At 67.5% G+C, this 14536-nt stretch carries 15 protein-coding genes and 1 tRNA gene; 3 read left to right on the top strand and 13 right to left on the bottom strand.

All coding sequences use genetic code 11. The features are described 5' to 3' along the window. Nucleotides 1-25: 25 nt before the first annotated feature. Genes AB1824_02775 through AB1824_02745 form a run of 7 tightly spaced genes read right to left on the bottom strand, consistent with a single transcriptional unit; the run spans nt 26 to nt 5868 of the window. Nucleotides 26-457 (bottom strand): F0F1 ATP synthase subunit epsilon, encoded by a 432-nt coding sequence (locus tag AB1824_02775; GenBank protein ID MEW5763877.1) that lies wholly within the window; start codon nt 455-457, stop codon nt 26-28. Between the two features lie 3 nt (nt 458-460). Then, complete coding sequence (gene atpD / locus AB1824_02770; protein MEW5763876.1) at nt 461-1900, bottom strand: F0F1 ATP synthase subunit beta; 1440 nt, start codon at nt 1898-1900, stop codon at nt 461-463. Between the two features lie 14 nt (nt 1901-1914). Then, on the bottom strand, nt 1915-2778 hold the full coding sequence (gene atpG / locus AB1824_02765) for an ATP synthase F1 subunit gamma (protein ID MEW5763875.1): 864 nt from the start codon (nt 2776-2778) through the stop codon (nt 1915-1917). A 3-nt stretch (nt 2779-2781) separates the two neighbouring features. Then, complete coding sequence (gene atpA, locus AB1824_02760) at nt 2782-4302, bottom strand: F0F1 ATP synthase subunit alpha (protein MEW5763874.1); 1521 nt, start codon at nt 4300-4302, stop codon at nt 2782-2784. 6 nt (nt 4303-4308) lie between these two features. Further along, nucleotides 4309-4842 carry an ATP synthase F1 subunit delta gene (atpH, locus tag AB1824_02755; protein MEW5763873.1) on the bottom strand — a complete coding sequence of 178 codons (534 nt, stop codon included), beginning with the start codon at nt 4840-4842 and terminating at the stop codon, nt 4309-4311. Continuing rightward, on the bottom strand, nt 4826-5428 hold the full coding sequence (locus tag AB1824_02750) for an ATP synthase F0 subunit B (protein ID MEW5763872.1): 603 nt from the start codon (nt 5426-5428) through the stop codon (nt 4826-4828). The genes atpH and AB1824_02750 overlap by 17 nt, the downstream gene beginning before the upstream one ends. Beyond that, complete coding sequence (locus AB1824_02745) at nt 5425-5868, bottom strand: ATP synthase F0 subunit B (protein ID MEW5763871.1); 444 nt, start codon at nt 5866-5868, stop codon at nt 5425-5427. Before AB1824_02745 ends, AB1824_02750 begins: the two co-directional genes overlap by 4 nt. Before the next feature lie 143 nt (nt 5869-6011). On the opposite strand from AB1824_02745, the gene AB1824_02740 reads away from it, so the two are divergent. Next, a tRNA-Val gene (locus tag AB1824_02740) sits at nt 6012-6086 on the top strand. Between the two features lie 56 nt (nt 6087-6142). Here the strand turns inward: AB1824_02740 and thiS are convergent. From thiS to AB1824_02715, 5 genes are all read right to left on the bottom strand, one after another. After that, nucleotides 6143-6343 carry a sulfur carrier protein ThiS gene (thiS, locus tag AB1824_02735; GenBank protein ID MEW5763870.1) on the bottom strand — a complete coding sequence of 67 codons (201 nt, stop codon included), beginning with the start codon at nt 6341-6343 and terminating at the stop codon, nt 6143-6145. Continuing rightward, complete coding sequence (locus AB1824_02730) at nt 6340-6990, bottom strand: hypothetical protein (GenBank protein MEW5763869.1); 651 nt, start codon at nt 6988-6990, stop codon at nt 6340-6342. The genes thiS and AB1824_02730 overlap by 4 nt, the downstream gene beginning before the upstream one ends. A 47-nt stretch (nt 6991-7037) precedes the next feature. Further along, complete coding sequence (locus AB1824_02725) at nt 7038-8420, bottom strand: tryptophanase (GenBank protein MEW5763868.1); 1383 nt, start codon at nt 8418-8420, stop codon at nt 7038-7040. Next, a complete protein-coding gene (uvrA, locus tag AB1824_02720) occupies nt 8389-11235 on the bottom strand; it encodes an excinuclease ABC subunit UvrA (GenBank protein MEW5763867.1) in 2847 nt (948 codons plus the stop codon). Before uvrA ends, AB1824_02725 begins: the two co-directional genes overlap by 32 nt. A 180-nt stretch (nt 11236-11415) precedes the next feature. Further along, a complete protein-coding gene (locus tag AB1824_02715; protein ID MEW5763866.1) occupies nt 11416-12270 on the bottom strand; it encodes a hypothetical protein in 855 nt (284 codons plus the stop codon). 112 nt (nt 12271-12382) lie between these two features. Between AB1824_02715 and AB1824_02710 the strand changes: the two genes are divergently transcribed. Both AB1824_02710 and AB1824_02705 read left to right on the top strand, forming a co-directional pair. After that, nucleotides 12383-12871 carry an HAD family hydrolase gene (locus tag AB1824_02710; protein ID MEW5763865.1) on the top strand — a complete coding sequence of 163 codons (489 nt, stop codon included), beginning with the start codon at nt 12383-12385 and terminating at the stop codon, nt 12869-12871. Nucleotides 12872-12906: 35 nt separating this feature from the next. Further along, nucleotides 12907-13446 (top strand): hypothetical protein, encoded by a 540-nt coding sequence (locus tag AB1824_02705; protein ID MEW5763864.1) that lies wholly within the window; start codon nt 12907-12909, stop codon nt 13444-13446. 21 nt (nt 13447-13467) lie between these two features. On the opposite strand, the gene AB1824_02700 is transcribed toward AB1824_02705, so the two are convergent. Continuing rightward, on the bottom strand, nt 13468-14536 hold a 1069-nt coding region (locus tag AB1824_02700), incomplete at its 5' end, for a S16 family serine protease (protein ID MEW5763863.1).

Raw genomic sequence — 14536 nt, 5'->3', positions numbered from 1 at the left:
GCCTTCCTGACTGGCCCCTCTTCACTCACCGGGGGAGCGGCGCGCCTTTGGAGGCCACCTGCATCCGAACGAGCGCCTGCTCCAGGGCGATCTGGGCCTGAACGAAATCGGCGTCGGGGTGCCGGAGGCGCGCCCTCGCCGACTCGGCGTCCTGCTTGGCCTGCTCCACGTCAATGTCTTCGGCCCGCTCGGCCAAGTCCGCGAGCACCGTCACCTTGTCGGGAAGGATCTCCACGAAACCCCACGAAACGGCGAGGTAGCGCCAGTCGCTCCCGATCCTGTACTTTATCTCACCAATCTTGAGCGACGTCAAGAGCTGGGTGTGCCCGGGGAGGGCGCCGAGGTACCCTTCGGTGCCCGGCAGGGATACCTCGTCCACCGGTTCGTGGACGAGGTGGCGCTCGGGCGTGACCACGGTCAGGAGGAGCTTTTTCGGGATTTCGAAGGTCGCCGCCATGGCTCAACCTTGCTTGGCGAGGCGCTCGGCTTTCTCCATGGCCTCCTCGATGGTGCCGACCATGTAGAACGCCTGCTCCGGCATACCGTCGTGCTTGCCGTCCAGGATCTCCTCGAAGCCCCGGATCGACTCTTCGATCTTCACGTACTTGCCCTTCATGCCCGTGAACTGTTCAGCCACATGGAACGGCTGGGACAGGAACCTCTGCATCTTGCGGGCCCGGGCCACGATGAGCTTGTCGTCCTCGCTCAGCTCGTCGATTCCCAGGATCGCGATGATGTCCTGAAGGTCCTTGTACCGCTGCAGCACGCCCTGAACCCGACGGGCCACGGTGTAGTGTCTCTCGCCCACGATCCGGGGGTCGAGAACCCGAGACGTGGAAGCCAGCGGGTCCACTGCGGGGTAGATGCCCAGCTCCGTCAGCTGACGGGAGAGAACCGTGGTGGCGTCCAGGTGGGCGAAGGCGGTGGCGGGAGCAGGGTCCGTCAGGTCGTCGGCGGGAACGTAAATGGCCTGAACCGAGGTGACCGACCCTTTCTTCGTGGAGGTGATCCGCTCCTGCAACTCACCCATCTCGGTGGCGAGGTTGGGCTGGTAGCCGACGGCCGAGGGCATGCGGCCCAAGAGGGCCGACACCTCGGACCCCGCCTGGGTGAAGCGGAAGATGTTGTCGATGAACAGAAGAACGTCCTGCCCCTCCACGTCCCGGAAGTACTCCGCGGCCGTCAGGCCCGTCAGCCCGACCCGAAGGCGGGCCCCCGGCGGCTCGGTCATCTGGCCGTAGATCAGCGCGGCCTTGGATTTGTCCGGGTGTCCGGGGCTGATGACGCCCGACTCGGTCATCTCCAGCCACAGGTCATTCCCCTCGCGGGTTCTCTCGCCCACCCCCGAAAAGACGGAAACGCCGCCGTGGTGCATGGCGACGTTGTTGATGAGCTCCATGATGAGGACCGTCTTGCCCACGCCGGCGCCGCCGAAGAGCCCCGTTTTTCCGCCCTTCAGGTAGGGCTCGAGGAGGTCGACGACCTTGATGCCGGTCTCGAACATGTCCGCGGACGTGGCCTGGTCGGCGAAGGGCGGGGCGGACCGGTGGATGGGGAATTGCTGTTCCGTGACCACCGGACCCAGCTCGTCCACCGGCTTGCCGAGGACGTTCAGGATCCTCCCCAGGGTCTCCTTTCCCACGGGGACCATGATCGGGGTCCCCAGGTCCGTGGCCTTCATCCCGCGCACCATGCCGTCCGTGGGTTCCATGGCCACGCAGCGAACCCGGCCCTCGCCGAGGTGCTGGGCCACTTCGGCCGTCACGTCGATGGGCACCGTCGCGTCGAACCCTTCGGCGGTGATGTGCACGGCGTGGTAGATCTCGGGGATGTGGTCCGCCGGGAATTGAACGTCCACGACGGGCCCGATGACCGCTACGACTTTTCCTTCGACTGCCATGTGCACCTCTCCCATCAACCCAGGGCCTGGGCCCCGCTAACGACCTCGATGATTTCTTTGGTGATCGCCGCCTGCCGCACCCGGTTCGCGTAGAGGGTGAGCCGGTCGATCATATCCCGGGCATTGTTCGTGGCGCTCTCCATCGCCGTCATGCGTGCCGCGTGCTCGGCCGCCCCAGACTCCAGCATGGCGCGGAACACCTGGAATCCCACGTGTTTCGGCAGCAGCGTCCCGAAGAGTTCCTTCGGGGTGGGTTCGTAGAGGTAATCCACCAGGGGCTCCTCGGACTCGACCTCCATCCGCGGGATGGGCAAGAGCCGCTCCACCACGATCTTCTGGGTGATCACGCTCTTGAAATGGTTGTAGATCAGGTAGACCGCGTCGCATTCCCCGCCGACGAACTTCTCGGTGAGCTCCCTGGAGATCTCTTCGGCGTCGTCGTAGGAGACTTTGGCGAAGCGCCCCACCCACTGGCCGCCCATCTCGAAGGACCTGCGCTTGAAGAAATCGCGCCCCTTTCGGCCGATGCAGTCCACGACGACGGCCTTGCCCTCCGCTTGGAGTTCCGAGGCGTGCTTGAGGGTGTAGCGGAGGATGTTGGTGTTGAAGGCACCGCACAGTCCCCGGTCCCCCGTGAGGACGACGATGCGGACGCGCCCTTCCTCCCTCATGGTGAGAAGGGGGTGCGCCGTCTGGTCCGTCCGCGCCGCGAGCGAGTTGAGGACCTCGAGCATCTTGTTGGCATACGGGCGCGCGGACATCATGCGCTCCTGGGAGCGCCTCAGCTTCGCCGCGGCCACCATCTTCATGGCCTTGGTGATCTGCTGGGTGCTCTGGACGGAGCGGATCCGCCTCCGGATGTCCCTCAGGTTCGGCATGGCCTACTTCGCTTCCCGCTCTTTGAGGTACTGGTGCTTGAAGCTCTTGAGAAGGTCCTCGATCTGGGACTTGAGGGCCTCGTCGAGCACCTTCTTTTCCATGAGCGCGTCGGCCCAGGCCTGGCCATTGAGGTCAAGGTAGCGGTTCAGGCCCGCCTCGAAGACCCGGCACTCCTTGACTTCCAGGTCGTCGAGGAACCCGTGGGTCGCGGCGTAGATGATGGCGATCTGCTTCACGACGTCCAGGGGCTGGTACTGGTCCTGCTTGAGGATTTCCACCAGGCGGACGCCCCGGTGGAGCTGGGCCTGGGTGGCCTTGTCCAGGTCCGATCCGAACTGCGCGAAGGCGGCCAGCTCCCGGTACTGCGCCAGCTCCAGGCGCAGGGTACCCGCCACGGCCTTCATGGCCTTGATCTGGGCATTGCCGCCCACGCGGCTGACGGAGATGCCGACGTTGAGCGCCGGGCGGACGCCCTGGTAGAAGAGGTCCGATTCCAGGTAGATCTGCCCGTCGGTGATCGAGATGACGTTGGTGGGGATGTAGGCCGAGACGTCACCGGCCTGGGTCTCGATCACCGGCAGGGCCGTGAGGGACCCGCCTCCCCCCTTCTGGTTCAGCTTGGCCGCGCGCTCCAAGAGCCGGGAGTGGAGGTAGAAGACGTCGCCGGGGTACGCCTCGCGTCCCGGAGGGCGGCGCAGGAGGAGGGAAATCTCGCGGTAGGCCGCGGCGTGCTTGGAGAGGTCGTCGTAGATGCAGAGGGCGTGGCCGCCGTTGTACATGAAGTACTCGCCCATGGCGCATCCCGAGTAGGGGGCGATGTACTGGAGGGAGGCGGGCTCGGAGGCCGAGGCGGCCACCACGATGGTGTGCTCCATGGCGCCGTAGTCCGTGAGGGTCTTCACGACCTGGGCGATGGTGGAGCGCTTCTGCCCGATGGCCACGTAGATGCAGATGACGCCTTTTCCCTTCTGGTTGATGATGGTGTCGACGGCCACGGCGGTCTTTCCCGTCTGGCGGTCGCCGATGATGAGCTCGCGCTGGCCCCGCCCGATGGGGATCATGGCGTCGATGGCCTTGAGACCCGTCTGGAGGGGGATCTTGACGGGCTCGCGCTGGACGATGCCGGGGGCGATCCGCTCGATGGGGTACCGCTCCTTGCTTTCGATGGGCCCCCGCCCGTCCTGAGGCTGGCCGAGGGGATCCACGACGCGGCCCACCATGGCCTCGCTCACCGGCACGGACATGATCTGTTTCGTGCGACGGACCTCGTCGCCCTCCCGGATCTTGTCCGTGTCCCCCATGAGCACGGCGCCGACGCTGTCCTCCTCGAGGTTCAGCGCCATGCCGTAGACGTCGTTGGGGAAGGCGAGGAGCTCACCGGCCATGGCCTTCTCGAGGCCGTAGATGCGGGCGATGCCGTCTCCAACGGACGTGACGTAGCCCACCTCGGCCACATCGATCCGGCTCTCGAATCCTTCCAGCTGGGCCTTGAGAATCTTGGTGATCTCTTCCGTCTTGATCATGCTCGCCTACCCCTTCGCCAGGTCTTCGCGGAGGGCCTTGAGCGCCCCCGCCACGGACCCGTCGTAAACGGTCGAACCGACCTGAACCTGCACCCCCCCGAGGATCTCCGGGGCCACGCGGGCATCCAGCCGAACGGGGCGCCCGAACACCTTTCCCAGCCGCGAGGCGAAGGCCTCGGCCTCCTTCCCATCCAGGGGCCGGGCCGTCACGACTTGCCCGCGCAGGACCCCTCTGGACTCGTCCAGGGTTTCCCCGAAGGCCTTGACCATGTCGCTCCACTGGCCCACGCGGCCCTTCTCCACGACGAGGAGAATGAACCGGGCGCTGGCTTCCTGGAAGCCCGCCTTTCCGGCCAGCTCACGCACCAGGTTCTCCTTGATCCCCGCGGGCACGCCGGGGTTCTCGAAGGCGGCCCGAAGGCCCTTGACGTCTTTCAACCAGCCTTCGAAGGCCGTGAGGTCCCGGAGGACGGCCTCGGGGTCGGCCCCCTTGAGGGAGGCCATCAGCGCGCCGGCGTACCGCCTACCCACGCCGCTCATGGCGATCCTCCATCAGGTTGAGGAACCGTCCCTGGATGCGCGCCTCGTCCTCGGGCGTGAGGCTCTTGGCGAGGATCTCCCGGGCCGCCTGGACGGCGAGGTCCGCAGCGCAGGCCCGAAGGTCCCGTTTGGCCTGGACCATTTGTCGCTCCATTTCGAGGCCCGCCTCCTGCTGGATCCGAGCCTTGGCGGCTTCGGCCTCCTGCTGGAGCCGGACCTTGTCCGCCTCGGCGGCCTCGCGGGCGGCGCGCTCGATGGCCGCCACTTCCTCGTCGAGGCGGGACATCTTCACCTCGATCTCGCGGAGGCTCCGGGTGGCCTCTTCTTTTTCACGAAGGGCCTTCTCCAGGAGGTCCTGGATTTCCTTGGCCCGGCCCGCGAAGAACTTCGGGGCGGGGCGGCGGAGGAGGAAGACGAACAAGACGACGACGAGGAGGGTGTTGATGATCTGCCAGGCGATGGTAGGAACGCCCCAGATGGGCGCACCCCAACCCGCCGCCTCGCCGTGGCCTTCCTGCGCCCCCTCCGCCAGCGCGGACAGGGACGGCCACAGAAGCATGATGGCGAGCCCGATTCGGTTCTTCAAAGGGCCACCTCCCTGCCCAGGATCTTCCCGGCCAGGAGCCGCGACACCTGGGGGATCTCCTTTTCCAGGGCCCGCTTCACCTCCGCCACGTTGGCGCTCAGCTCCGCTTCGCGCCGCCGCAGGTCCCGGTCCACCTCGGCCTTGACCGACCCGAGCACCTCGCTCCGCGTCTGGAGGGCCTGGTTCCGGGCTTCTTCCTTCACCCGCGTGGCGCGGCGGTGGGCCTCGAGAACGGCCTGGTCGTACTCCAGGTAGCGGGCCTTCAGGGTCTCCTGGGACATGGCGGACAGGGAGGAGGATTCCTGGATCCTTCTCTTTCGCTCTTCGAGCACACCCTGGACCGGCCGGAAGAAGGCCCGGTTCAGGAGCCAGCCATAGATCAGGATCATCCCCATGAGGATAGGGATATGCCACCAGTTCCTTGCGATTTCTTCAAGCACCTGTGCTCCCCCCCAGAGAGGATCGGACGCTCGATCGAGAAGAAAGAGAGTAACAGACTTGCCTCCACAGGGTCAAGGTGTGCCGCCCGACGGGTGAAAGCGCCTTTGACGAAAACGCACCATTTCGTTACACTCTCTCCTCCGGGCGGTTAGCTCAGCGGAAGAGCGTCTGCCTTACACGCAGGATGTCGTCCGTTCGAACCGGACACCGCCCACCAGTCCAGACGGAAACCGAGGCGCGGGGATGGGGCGAATGCCCTCCACGAGGCAGCCCCTAGCCGCCGCCCACGAGTTGGACCACCTCCAAGCGGTCCCCCTCCACCAGGACTTCGGAGTCGTACTCGGCCCGCGGGACCACGGTTCCGTTCCGCTCCACCGCCACTCGGGAAGTGGCCAGTCCCAGGCTTTCGAGGAACTCCCGGAGGGTGATCCCCTCCACCGCTTCACGCGGGGCGCCGTTCACCAGGAGGGTCACGGTCCTCCCCCCCGGGTCACGAGCGCCTTGTGGCTGAAGGTCCCGCGCTCGTGGCTCACCTCCAGGAGGACCACGGCGCTCCCCGACACGGCCGGGATCTGAAAGGCGGCCGAGCAGAGGCCCTCCGAACCGGTGGTCCCCGAAAAGAGGCGTTGGCGAGCCCCATCGGCCGAGACGAGGTCCACGCAGACCGCGGCGCCCTTCAGGGGCGTTCCGCTGATGTCGGTCTTGGCCCTCACCTGGAACCACCCGCGCTCGGCGGCCACAAAGGGTGACTGGTCCAGGACCTCCACCGAAAGGCGCTCCCCCTCGCTCTCGCTGGTCAGGTAGTCGAGAATCACCTCGTCCAGGCTCCGAGGGGAGATGATCCCCTCCCCAAATGCCGCGGGGCCTGCGTCCTTTGCGTACTTGCCCAGACGCACGTCCACCACCACCTTCTTGTGCTGCTGCTCGAGAAGCGCGGCGATCTTCTTCTCGTCTTTATCCGATTCCACCAGGGAGGCGTAGGAGGTCTTTTTCGAGGCGAGGATCTCCCCGCCGACGTAGATGAGCGTCTCGATGATGGGATTGGCGAGCCCGCGGTCCTCGGTCTGAACGTGGTAAACCTTCCCCTGGTACACCACGTCCTGGTTGAATCCCGTGATCATGGCCGCTCGCTCTCCCGCTCCACCTTATCCGATTCCACGGGCGCCCCTCAACCCCGCCCCGGGAGGGGCTCCAGCCGGGCCGTGAAGTGTCGGAGGAAGGGAGGCTCCTGGGCGATACGGAACCCGGTGCACCGACCGGGATCGCGGAGCACCTCGCCCGCCACCTCCGCCGTGTAGGACAGGTGGTTGTCCGTGTACACCCTGCGCGGGACGGCCAGCCGCACGAGTTCCAGGGCGGCCGGAAGAAACGTGCCGTCGGCGGCCCGCTTTCCGAACATGAGCGATCCGATTTCCACGCCCCGGACCCCCCCCTCCCTGTACAGGGCCACCGCCAGGCTCTGGGCGGGCAGCTCCTCGGGGGAAAGGTGGGGGAGCGCCCGCCGAGCATCCAGGTACACGGCGTGCCCGCCGACGGGCTCGAGGATGGGCACCCCGCGGGCCGCGAGGGCCTCACCGAAACGGCGGACCTGGCCGATCCGGGCCTCCAGGTAGGCCTCGTCCTGCACCTCTTCCAGGCCGGTGGCCAGGGCCTCCAGGTCCCTTCCCGCCAGCCCTCCGTATGTGGGAAAGCCCTCTCGGAGGATGAGCTGGTTTTTCAGACGTCCCGCCAGGTCCCCGTCCCGCAGGGCCAGGAAACCGCCGATGTTGCCGAGCCCGTCCTTCTTGGCGCTCATGGTGGCCCCGTCGGCGCAGGAGAACATGGCGCGCACGATCTCGGGGATGGTCATGGAGCGGCACGCCTCCTCCCTGGCCTTGATGAAGTACGCGTTCTCCGCGAATCGGCAACAGTCGAGGAAGAAGGGCACCCCCGCCCGGCGGCAGATTTCGGAGACGCCCCGGATGTTCTCCAGGGAGACGGGCTGTCCTCCACCCGTGTTGTTGGTGATCGTCAGCATGCAGAGCGGGACCTTGTCCCGCCCCCAGCGCGCAAGGGTCTGCTCGAGGGCGTGGAGGTCCATGTTGCCCTTGAAGGGGTGGCGCGAAGTCAGGTCCCGCCCCTCGGGGATCACCAGGTCGAGAGCCTCGGCCCCGAAGTACTCGATGTTGGCCCGCGTCGTGTCGAAGTGGTTGTTGCTGGGAATGATCCGGCCCGGGCGGGACACTTCCGAGAACAGGATGTTCTCCGCGGCGCGGCCCTGATGGGTGGGCAGCACGTGGTCCATGCCCGTGATCCCTTTGACCGTTTCGTAGAATCGGAACCACGACCGGGCCTGGGCGTACGATTCGTCCCCGCGCATGAGCGCCGACCACTGGCGGTCGCTCATGGCGCCCGTCCCCGAATCCGTCAGCAAGTCCACGAAAACCGCCTCGGCGGGGATCAGAAACAGGTTGTACCCGGCGCGTTGCAGGTGCGCTTCCCGCTCCGCCCTTTCGGGCAGGCGGATGGACTCGATCATCTTAATCCGGTACGGCTCTGGCCAGGTCGGCATGGGACCCCCCTAGGACCCTCTTAAGATACGCGCCCGTGGGCGAAGCCTCCACCCCCGCCACCTCCTCGGGGGTCCCCTGGGCGATCAGGCGCCCCCCGGCCTCGCCCCCCTCGGGGCCCAATTCCAGGATGGAATCGGCGCACTTGATGACATCCAGGTTGTGCTCGATCACCACCACCGTGTTGCCCGCCTCCACCAGGCGGTGGAGAACGGCCAGGAGGTGCTTCACGTCTTCGAAGTGGAGCCCGGTGGTCGGCTCGTCCAGGACGTAGAGGGTCTGACCCGTGGCCCGGCGGCTGAGCTCCCGGGCGAGCTTGATGCGCTGAGCCTCGCCCCCGGACAGCGTCGTGGCCTGCTGGCCGAGGTGGACGTAGCCCAGCCCGACATCTTCGAGCATCTGGAGCTTCCGGTGAACGAGGGGGACCTTTTCGAAGAACTCGAGGGCCTCGCTGACCGTCATGTCCAGGACCTCCGCGACGGTCTTTCCCTTGAACCGGACCTCCAGGGTTTCGCGGTTGTACCGCTTGCCCTTGCACGTGTCGCAGGTGACGTACACGTCGGGCAGGAAGTGCATCTCGATCTGGAGGACGCCGTCGCCCTGGCAGGCCTCGCAGCGCCCCCCCTTCACGTTGAAGGAAAAGCGGCCGGGACGGTAGCCCCGGGCCCGGGATTCGGGGACCTGTGCGAAGAGGTCCCGGATGGGCGTGAACAGGCCGGTGTACGTGGCGGGATTGCTCCGGGGCGTCCGCCCGATGGGGGATTGATCGATCTCGATGACCTTGTCGAGGCGCTCCCACCCTTCGATGGCCCGGTGGCGCCCCGGCTTGTCCATGCTGTGGTAGATCTTCGCCATGAGCCCTTTGTAGAGGACCTCGTGGACGAGAGTCGACTTGCCCGATCCGGAAACGCCCGCGACGACGGTGAGGACGCCCAGCGGAACGGAGACGTCCAGGTTCTTGAGGTTGTTCTCCTCCGCTCCCAGGACCCGGAGGTGGGCGCGGGGCGCCCGGCGCTTGGCCGGAATGGGGATGGAGCGGCGGCCCGCCAGATAGGCCCCTGTCACCGACCGGGGGCTCTCGCAGAGATCGGGCACCTGTCCCTGGGCTACGACTTCTCCCCCGTGGACGCCCGCTCCGGGGCCCAGATCCACCACGTGGTCCGCGCTCCGGATGGTCTCTTCGTCGTGCTCCACGACCACCACCGTGTTTCCCAGGTCGCGCATCGCCAGGAGGGTGTCGAGGAGGCGGCGGTTGTCCCGCTGGTGGAGGCCGATGGAGGGCTCGTCCAGAACGTACAGAACCCCCGTCAGCTGGCTTCCCACTTGCGTGGCCAGGCGGATCCGCTGGGATTCCCCGCCGGAGAGGGTGGTGGCCGACCGCGACAGGGACAGATACCCCAGTCCCACGTTGGCGAGAAAGGTGAGGCGGCTGCGGATCTCCTTCAGGACCATGCGGGCGATTTCCCGGTCCCGCGGCCCGAGTTCCAGGGTGTCCAGCGCCTCCAGAGCCCGGTCCACGGAGAGGTCCGTGAAGGAGGCGATGGTGTGGCTCCCCACGCGAACGGACAGGGCCTCGGGCTTCAGGCGGCGGCCGTGGCAGGCCGGGCAGGGCGCGGTGGACATGAAGGACTCGATCTCCTGCCGCGAGGACTCGGACTTGGTCTCCCGATACCGCCGCAGGAGGTTGGGGACGACCCCCTCGAAGGCGTGCTCGAACTGGTACCGGCTCCTCTCCCTGCGCACGTCGTAGGCGATCTTGCGGCCGTTCGTGCCGAAGAGGATCGTGTTCCGGGCCTCCTCGGGAAGCTTCCCGAAAGGGGTGTCCATGGAAAAACCCATCTCCCGGGCCAGACCGCCGAGCATTTCGCGGTACCAGAAGCCGCCTTCGCCGGGCCACGGCGCGATGGCCCCCCGGTTGAGGGAGAGGGCGGGATTCGGCACGATCTTGGCCGGGTCGAGCTCCATCTTCACGCCCAAACCCGAACATTCCGCACACGCCCCGTGGGGGCTGTTAAAGGAGAAAAGGCGCGGCTCCATCTCGGGCAGCGCGGTTCCGCAGTCCGGGCAGGAAAGGCGCTCGGAGAAAAGCTGGTCCGACTCCTCCGAGAGCCGGTGCACGATGGCCAGCCCGTCGCCCTTCTGAAGGGCCAGCTCCACCGATTCGGTGAGCCGGCCCTGGATCCCAGCCTTGATCACGAGCCGGTCCACCACGACCTCGATGGTGTGGGCCTTGTAGCGCTCCAGGGGAAGACCGTCCTGCAGCTCCACCACCTGGCCGTTCACCCGCGCCCTCACAAATCCCTCCCTCAGAAGGTCCGCGAGGAGCTTGCGGTACTCCCCCTTCCTCCCCCGCACCACCGGAGCCAGCACGTAGATTCTCTCCCCTTCGGGAAGGGAGAGGATCTGGTCCACCATCTGCTGAACCGTCTGGCTGGCGATGGGCTTCCCGCAGGAGGGGCAGTAGGGACGCCCCACCCGGGCGAAGAGGACCCGCAGGTAGTCGTAGACCTCCGTCACCGTCCCGACCGTGGAGCGGGGGTTGTGGGAGGTGGATTTCTGTTCGATGGAAATGGCCGGAGAGAGGCCCTCGATTCCGTCCACGTCGGGCTTTTGCATGAGGTCGAGAAACTGCCGCGCGTAGGCCGAAAGGGACTCCACATACCGCCGCTGGCCCTCGGCGTAGAGCGTGTCGAAGGCGAGGGAGGACTTGCCCGATCCGGAAAGTCCCGTGATCACCACCAGGCGGTTCTTGGGAAGCGAGAGGTCGACGTTCTTGAGGTTGTGCTCCCGGGCGCCCCGGATGCGGATCGTGTCCATGGTCTTCGCGCGCTCCCGAAACTTCCCATGTATCACGTTTTGGCTCCCAACGCCAGGGATCTTAGCGGCTGGCCCCGTACGGGCCGGAATGCAAAACGCCCCCAGGGCGGAGGGCGTTCCCGGAAGAAAGAACGGGGCGCCCTGCCGGACGCCCCCGAGCTTCCCAATCGTGCATGCGCCTCAGGCGGCGGCCTTCTCCTGGCCAGGGCCGCTCTGAAGGAGCTCGATGGACCCGTTCACCGTCTCCACGGTCAGGGTGCCCCCGCCTCCGTTCAGTTCCCCGCGCACCGAGTGCTTGGCGCGGGAGAGCCCCGGAAGTTCGGACCGGATGGACCCGTTCACGTTCTCCGCCTCGACGCGCAAGGCGGCCTCCGCGGAGAGGGTGACCTCGATGCTCCCGTTCACCGTCTCCAGCTGGCCCCCCTTGGGCCTCTGGGAGCGGATGCGGCCCGTCAGGCCCCCGTTGGTGCTGCTGACTTCGCCCACGTCTTCCACGTCGAAGCGGACCTTGCCGTTGACGGTGGCGGCATGGAGAAGGGCGGCCCGGTCCACGCCGATGGATCCGTTGGTCGTTTCGCACGTCACCCGAGCATCGGCCACATTCACGTCCACCGATCCGTTGACGGTGGCGAGTTCGAGGACCGTTCCCCTCGGGACCTCGAGCGCGTACGTGACGGAAACCGACGCCCCGGGGTTCAAGAAGCCCCCGGACTTCATCTTCGGGTAGACGGTCCGGATGCGCACCTCGCCGGGCGATTCCTCGATCTCCACACGGACTTGCGACAGGACCTCGCGCGCCCGGGCGTCTTCCAGGGCCCGCACCTGCTTCTCGGCCACCAGGCGGACCTCGCCGGGCTTCCCCTCGGTCACCCTTACGGATCCGTTCACGTTTTCCAGGCGGAGAGTCCCCCCGTCCGACAAGGCGAGGGTCTTCTCCACCCGGTCCGTCGCCGCCGCCCCGAGGATGCCCTGAGTGCAACCGGCCCACACGCACAAGGTCGCCGCCGCCAGGAATCCCGCCGCTCGTCTCGTCATGGGCCACCTCCGCCGACCGTCCGAAGCGTTAGACGGGAACCCCCGCCCAGGAGTTTCAAGCCCCTCCCCTCGCGTCCCGGGGTCTATACTGCTCAGCGGAAAGGGGGACTCCGTGCCGGAACCGAAGGGAATCCATCTGACCCTCCCTGGAGGAGGCCGCCTGGACCTCCGGTACCTTCTTCTTGACCTGAACGGCACCCTCGCCCGGGATGGCCGGCTCCTCCCGGGGGTGGCGGAGGCGGTGGCCCGGGTGGCGGAGGTCCTGGAGGTGCGCCTGCTCACGGCCGACACCTTCGGCACGGCCGGGGAGGTGGCGCGCGCCTTGGGGGCTCGGCTGGAGACCCTCCCGGCGGGCCGACCCGGAGGTCCGCGGAAGGCCGAAGCCGTCCAGTCGCTCGGTCCGGAGGGGGTCGCCGCCATGGGGAACGGCGTCAACGACGCGCCGATGCTCCGGCTCGCCGCCCTGGGAATCGCGGTCCTTGGGCCCGAGGGCTGCGCCCGGGAGGCTCTGGAGGCCGCGCGAATCCTTGTCAAGGACCCCCTGGAGGGACTCGAACTTTTCCTGTATCCTGACCGGCTCGTGGCGACCCTGCGGCCCTGAAGGAGCAGGGCGCCCCGCATCCCGAGGAGATTTCGATGCGACACATGGCCTGGATCGTCCTTCCCGTGGGCCTTCTTCTCTCGGCCTGCTCGTCCCCGCAGACCTCCCCCACCGCCGACGCCGCCCAGGCGCCGCTTCCCGAAAAAGCGTCCGCGGGCCCGCAGGCCTCGCCCGAGGAAGCCGCGGTGTTGGACGCCGTCCGGACGTACCTGGCGGAGGTCCGGCAAATGGACGTGACCAAGATGACCCTTGGACTTCGCGACCTCAAGGTGAACGGGGATTCGGCGGAGTGCGTCGTGGACTTCGGCTTGAAGGAGGCCCCGGGCGCCCCCGCCATGACCTACGCCTATACGCTGTCCCGGAAGGACGGGCGGTGGGCTGTCTCCGCCTCCCGGCCGGCGGACGGAACCGGCCACGGCGCGGTGCCGTCCGGCGGGGCCTCCATGCCGGGGGGTCACCCGCGTGCGTCCGGAGCCGACCCCCACGGGATGGCCGCCGGCCATTCGGACCCCGCCGATCTCCCCGCGGGCCACCCGCCGGTGGCCCCGGCTCAGCCCCCGTCTCCCTCCAACTAAGGGACCGAGCGGGACCGCCCGTCAGGGAAAAAGGATCTCGGCGGCCTCGGCGAGGCTTCGGACGGGGTGGAGTTTCGAGCCGGGAACCTTCTCTTTCAGCCGTTCCAGGTCCGATGCCGGGAGGATCCCCCGGGAGAATCCCAAGGCCGAGGCCTCCCGGACCCGTTCGGAAACGGAGCCCACCCCCCGGACCTCCCCCGCGAGCCCCACTTCCCCAAAGGCCGCGAGGTCTTGGGGAAGGGGCTTGCCGAAGAACGCGGAGGCCACGGCGAGGCAGAGGGGAAGATCGAGGGCCGGCTCCTCGAGTTCGATGCCGCCCACCACGTTGACGAAGAGGTCCCGGTCCCCCAGGGTGATGTGGAGGGCGCGTTCGAGCACGGCCGATAGCAGCTGGACGCGGTTTCGATCGAGGCCCGCGCTCATCCTCTTGGAAAGCCCGAAGGCCGACGCGGAGGTCAGCGCCTGGATCTCCACGAGAAGGGGCCGCGTCCCCTGGACCGCCACCCCGATGACCGTCCCCGCGACGCCCAGGGGCCGGTCCGCCAGGAGCGCCGCGGAGGGGTTTTCGACGGCGACCAGCCCGGAGGCCGTCATCTCCAGGAGGGCCAGCTCCGAGGTGGCCCCGAACCGGTTCTTCTGGGCCCGCAGCACCTTGAGGTGCCGGTAGCGTTCTCCTTCCAGGTAGAGCACGGCGTCCACCATGTGCTCGAGGGCCTTGGGACCCGCGATGAGCCCCTCCTTGGTGATGTGGCCCACCAGAAGGACCGGCATTCCCCGCTGTTTGCCCGCCTCGATCAGGCGCGCCGCCGAATCCCTCACCTGGGAAAGGGACCCGGGGGCCGAGGCCAGGCCGGCGGTGGCGGCCGTCTGGATGGAGTCCACCCCGAGGACCGCGGGGGCGAGACGGTCCGCCTCCTCCAGCACCCCCTCCACCGAGGTTTCGGCCAGCAGGTGAAGCCGGGGGGCCCTCACCCCCAGGCGGGAGGCCCTGGAAGCCACTTGCTCCAGCGATTCCTCTCCCGTCGCGTAGAGGACGTCCCGCTCGAGGGCCAGATGCCCGAGAATCTGCAGGACCAGGGTGGTCTTCCCC

This window comes from Acidobacteriota bacterium, assembly GCA_040752915.1.
Lineage (GTDB): Bacteria > Acidobacteriota > UBA4820 > UBA4820 > DSQY01 > JBFLVU01.
Note: the sequence above shows the minus strand (reverse complement) of the source record. Positions and strands in the feature narration are given on the sequence as shown.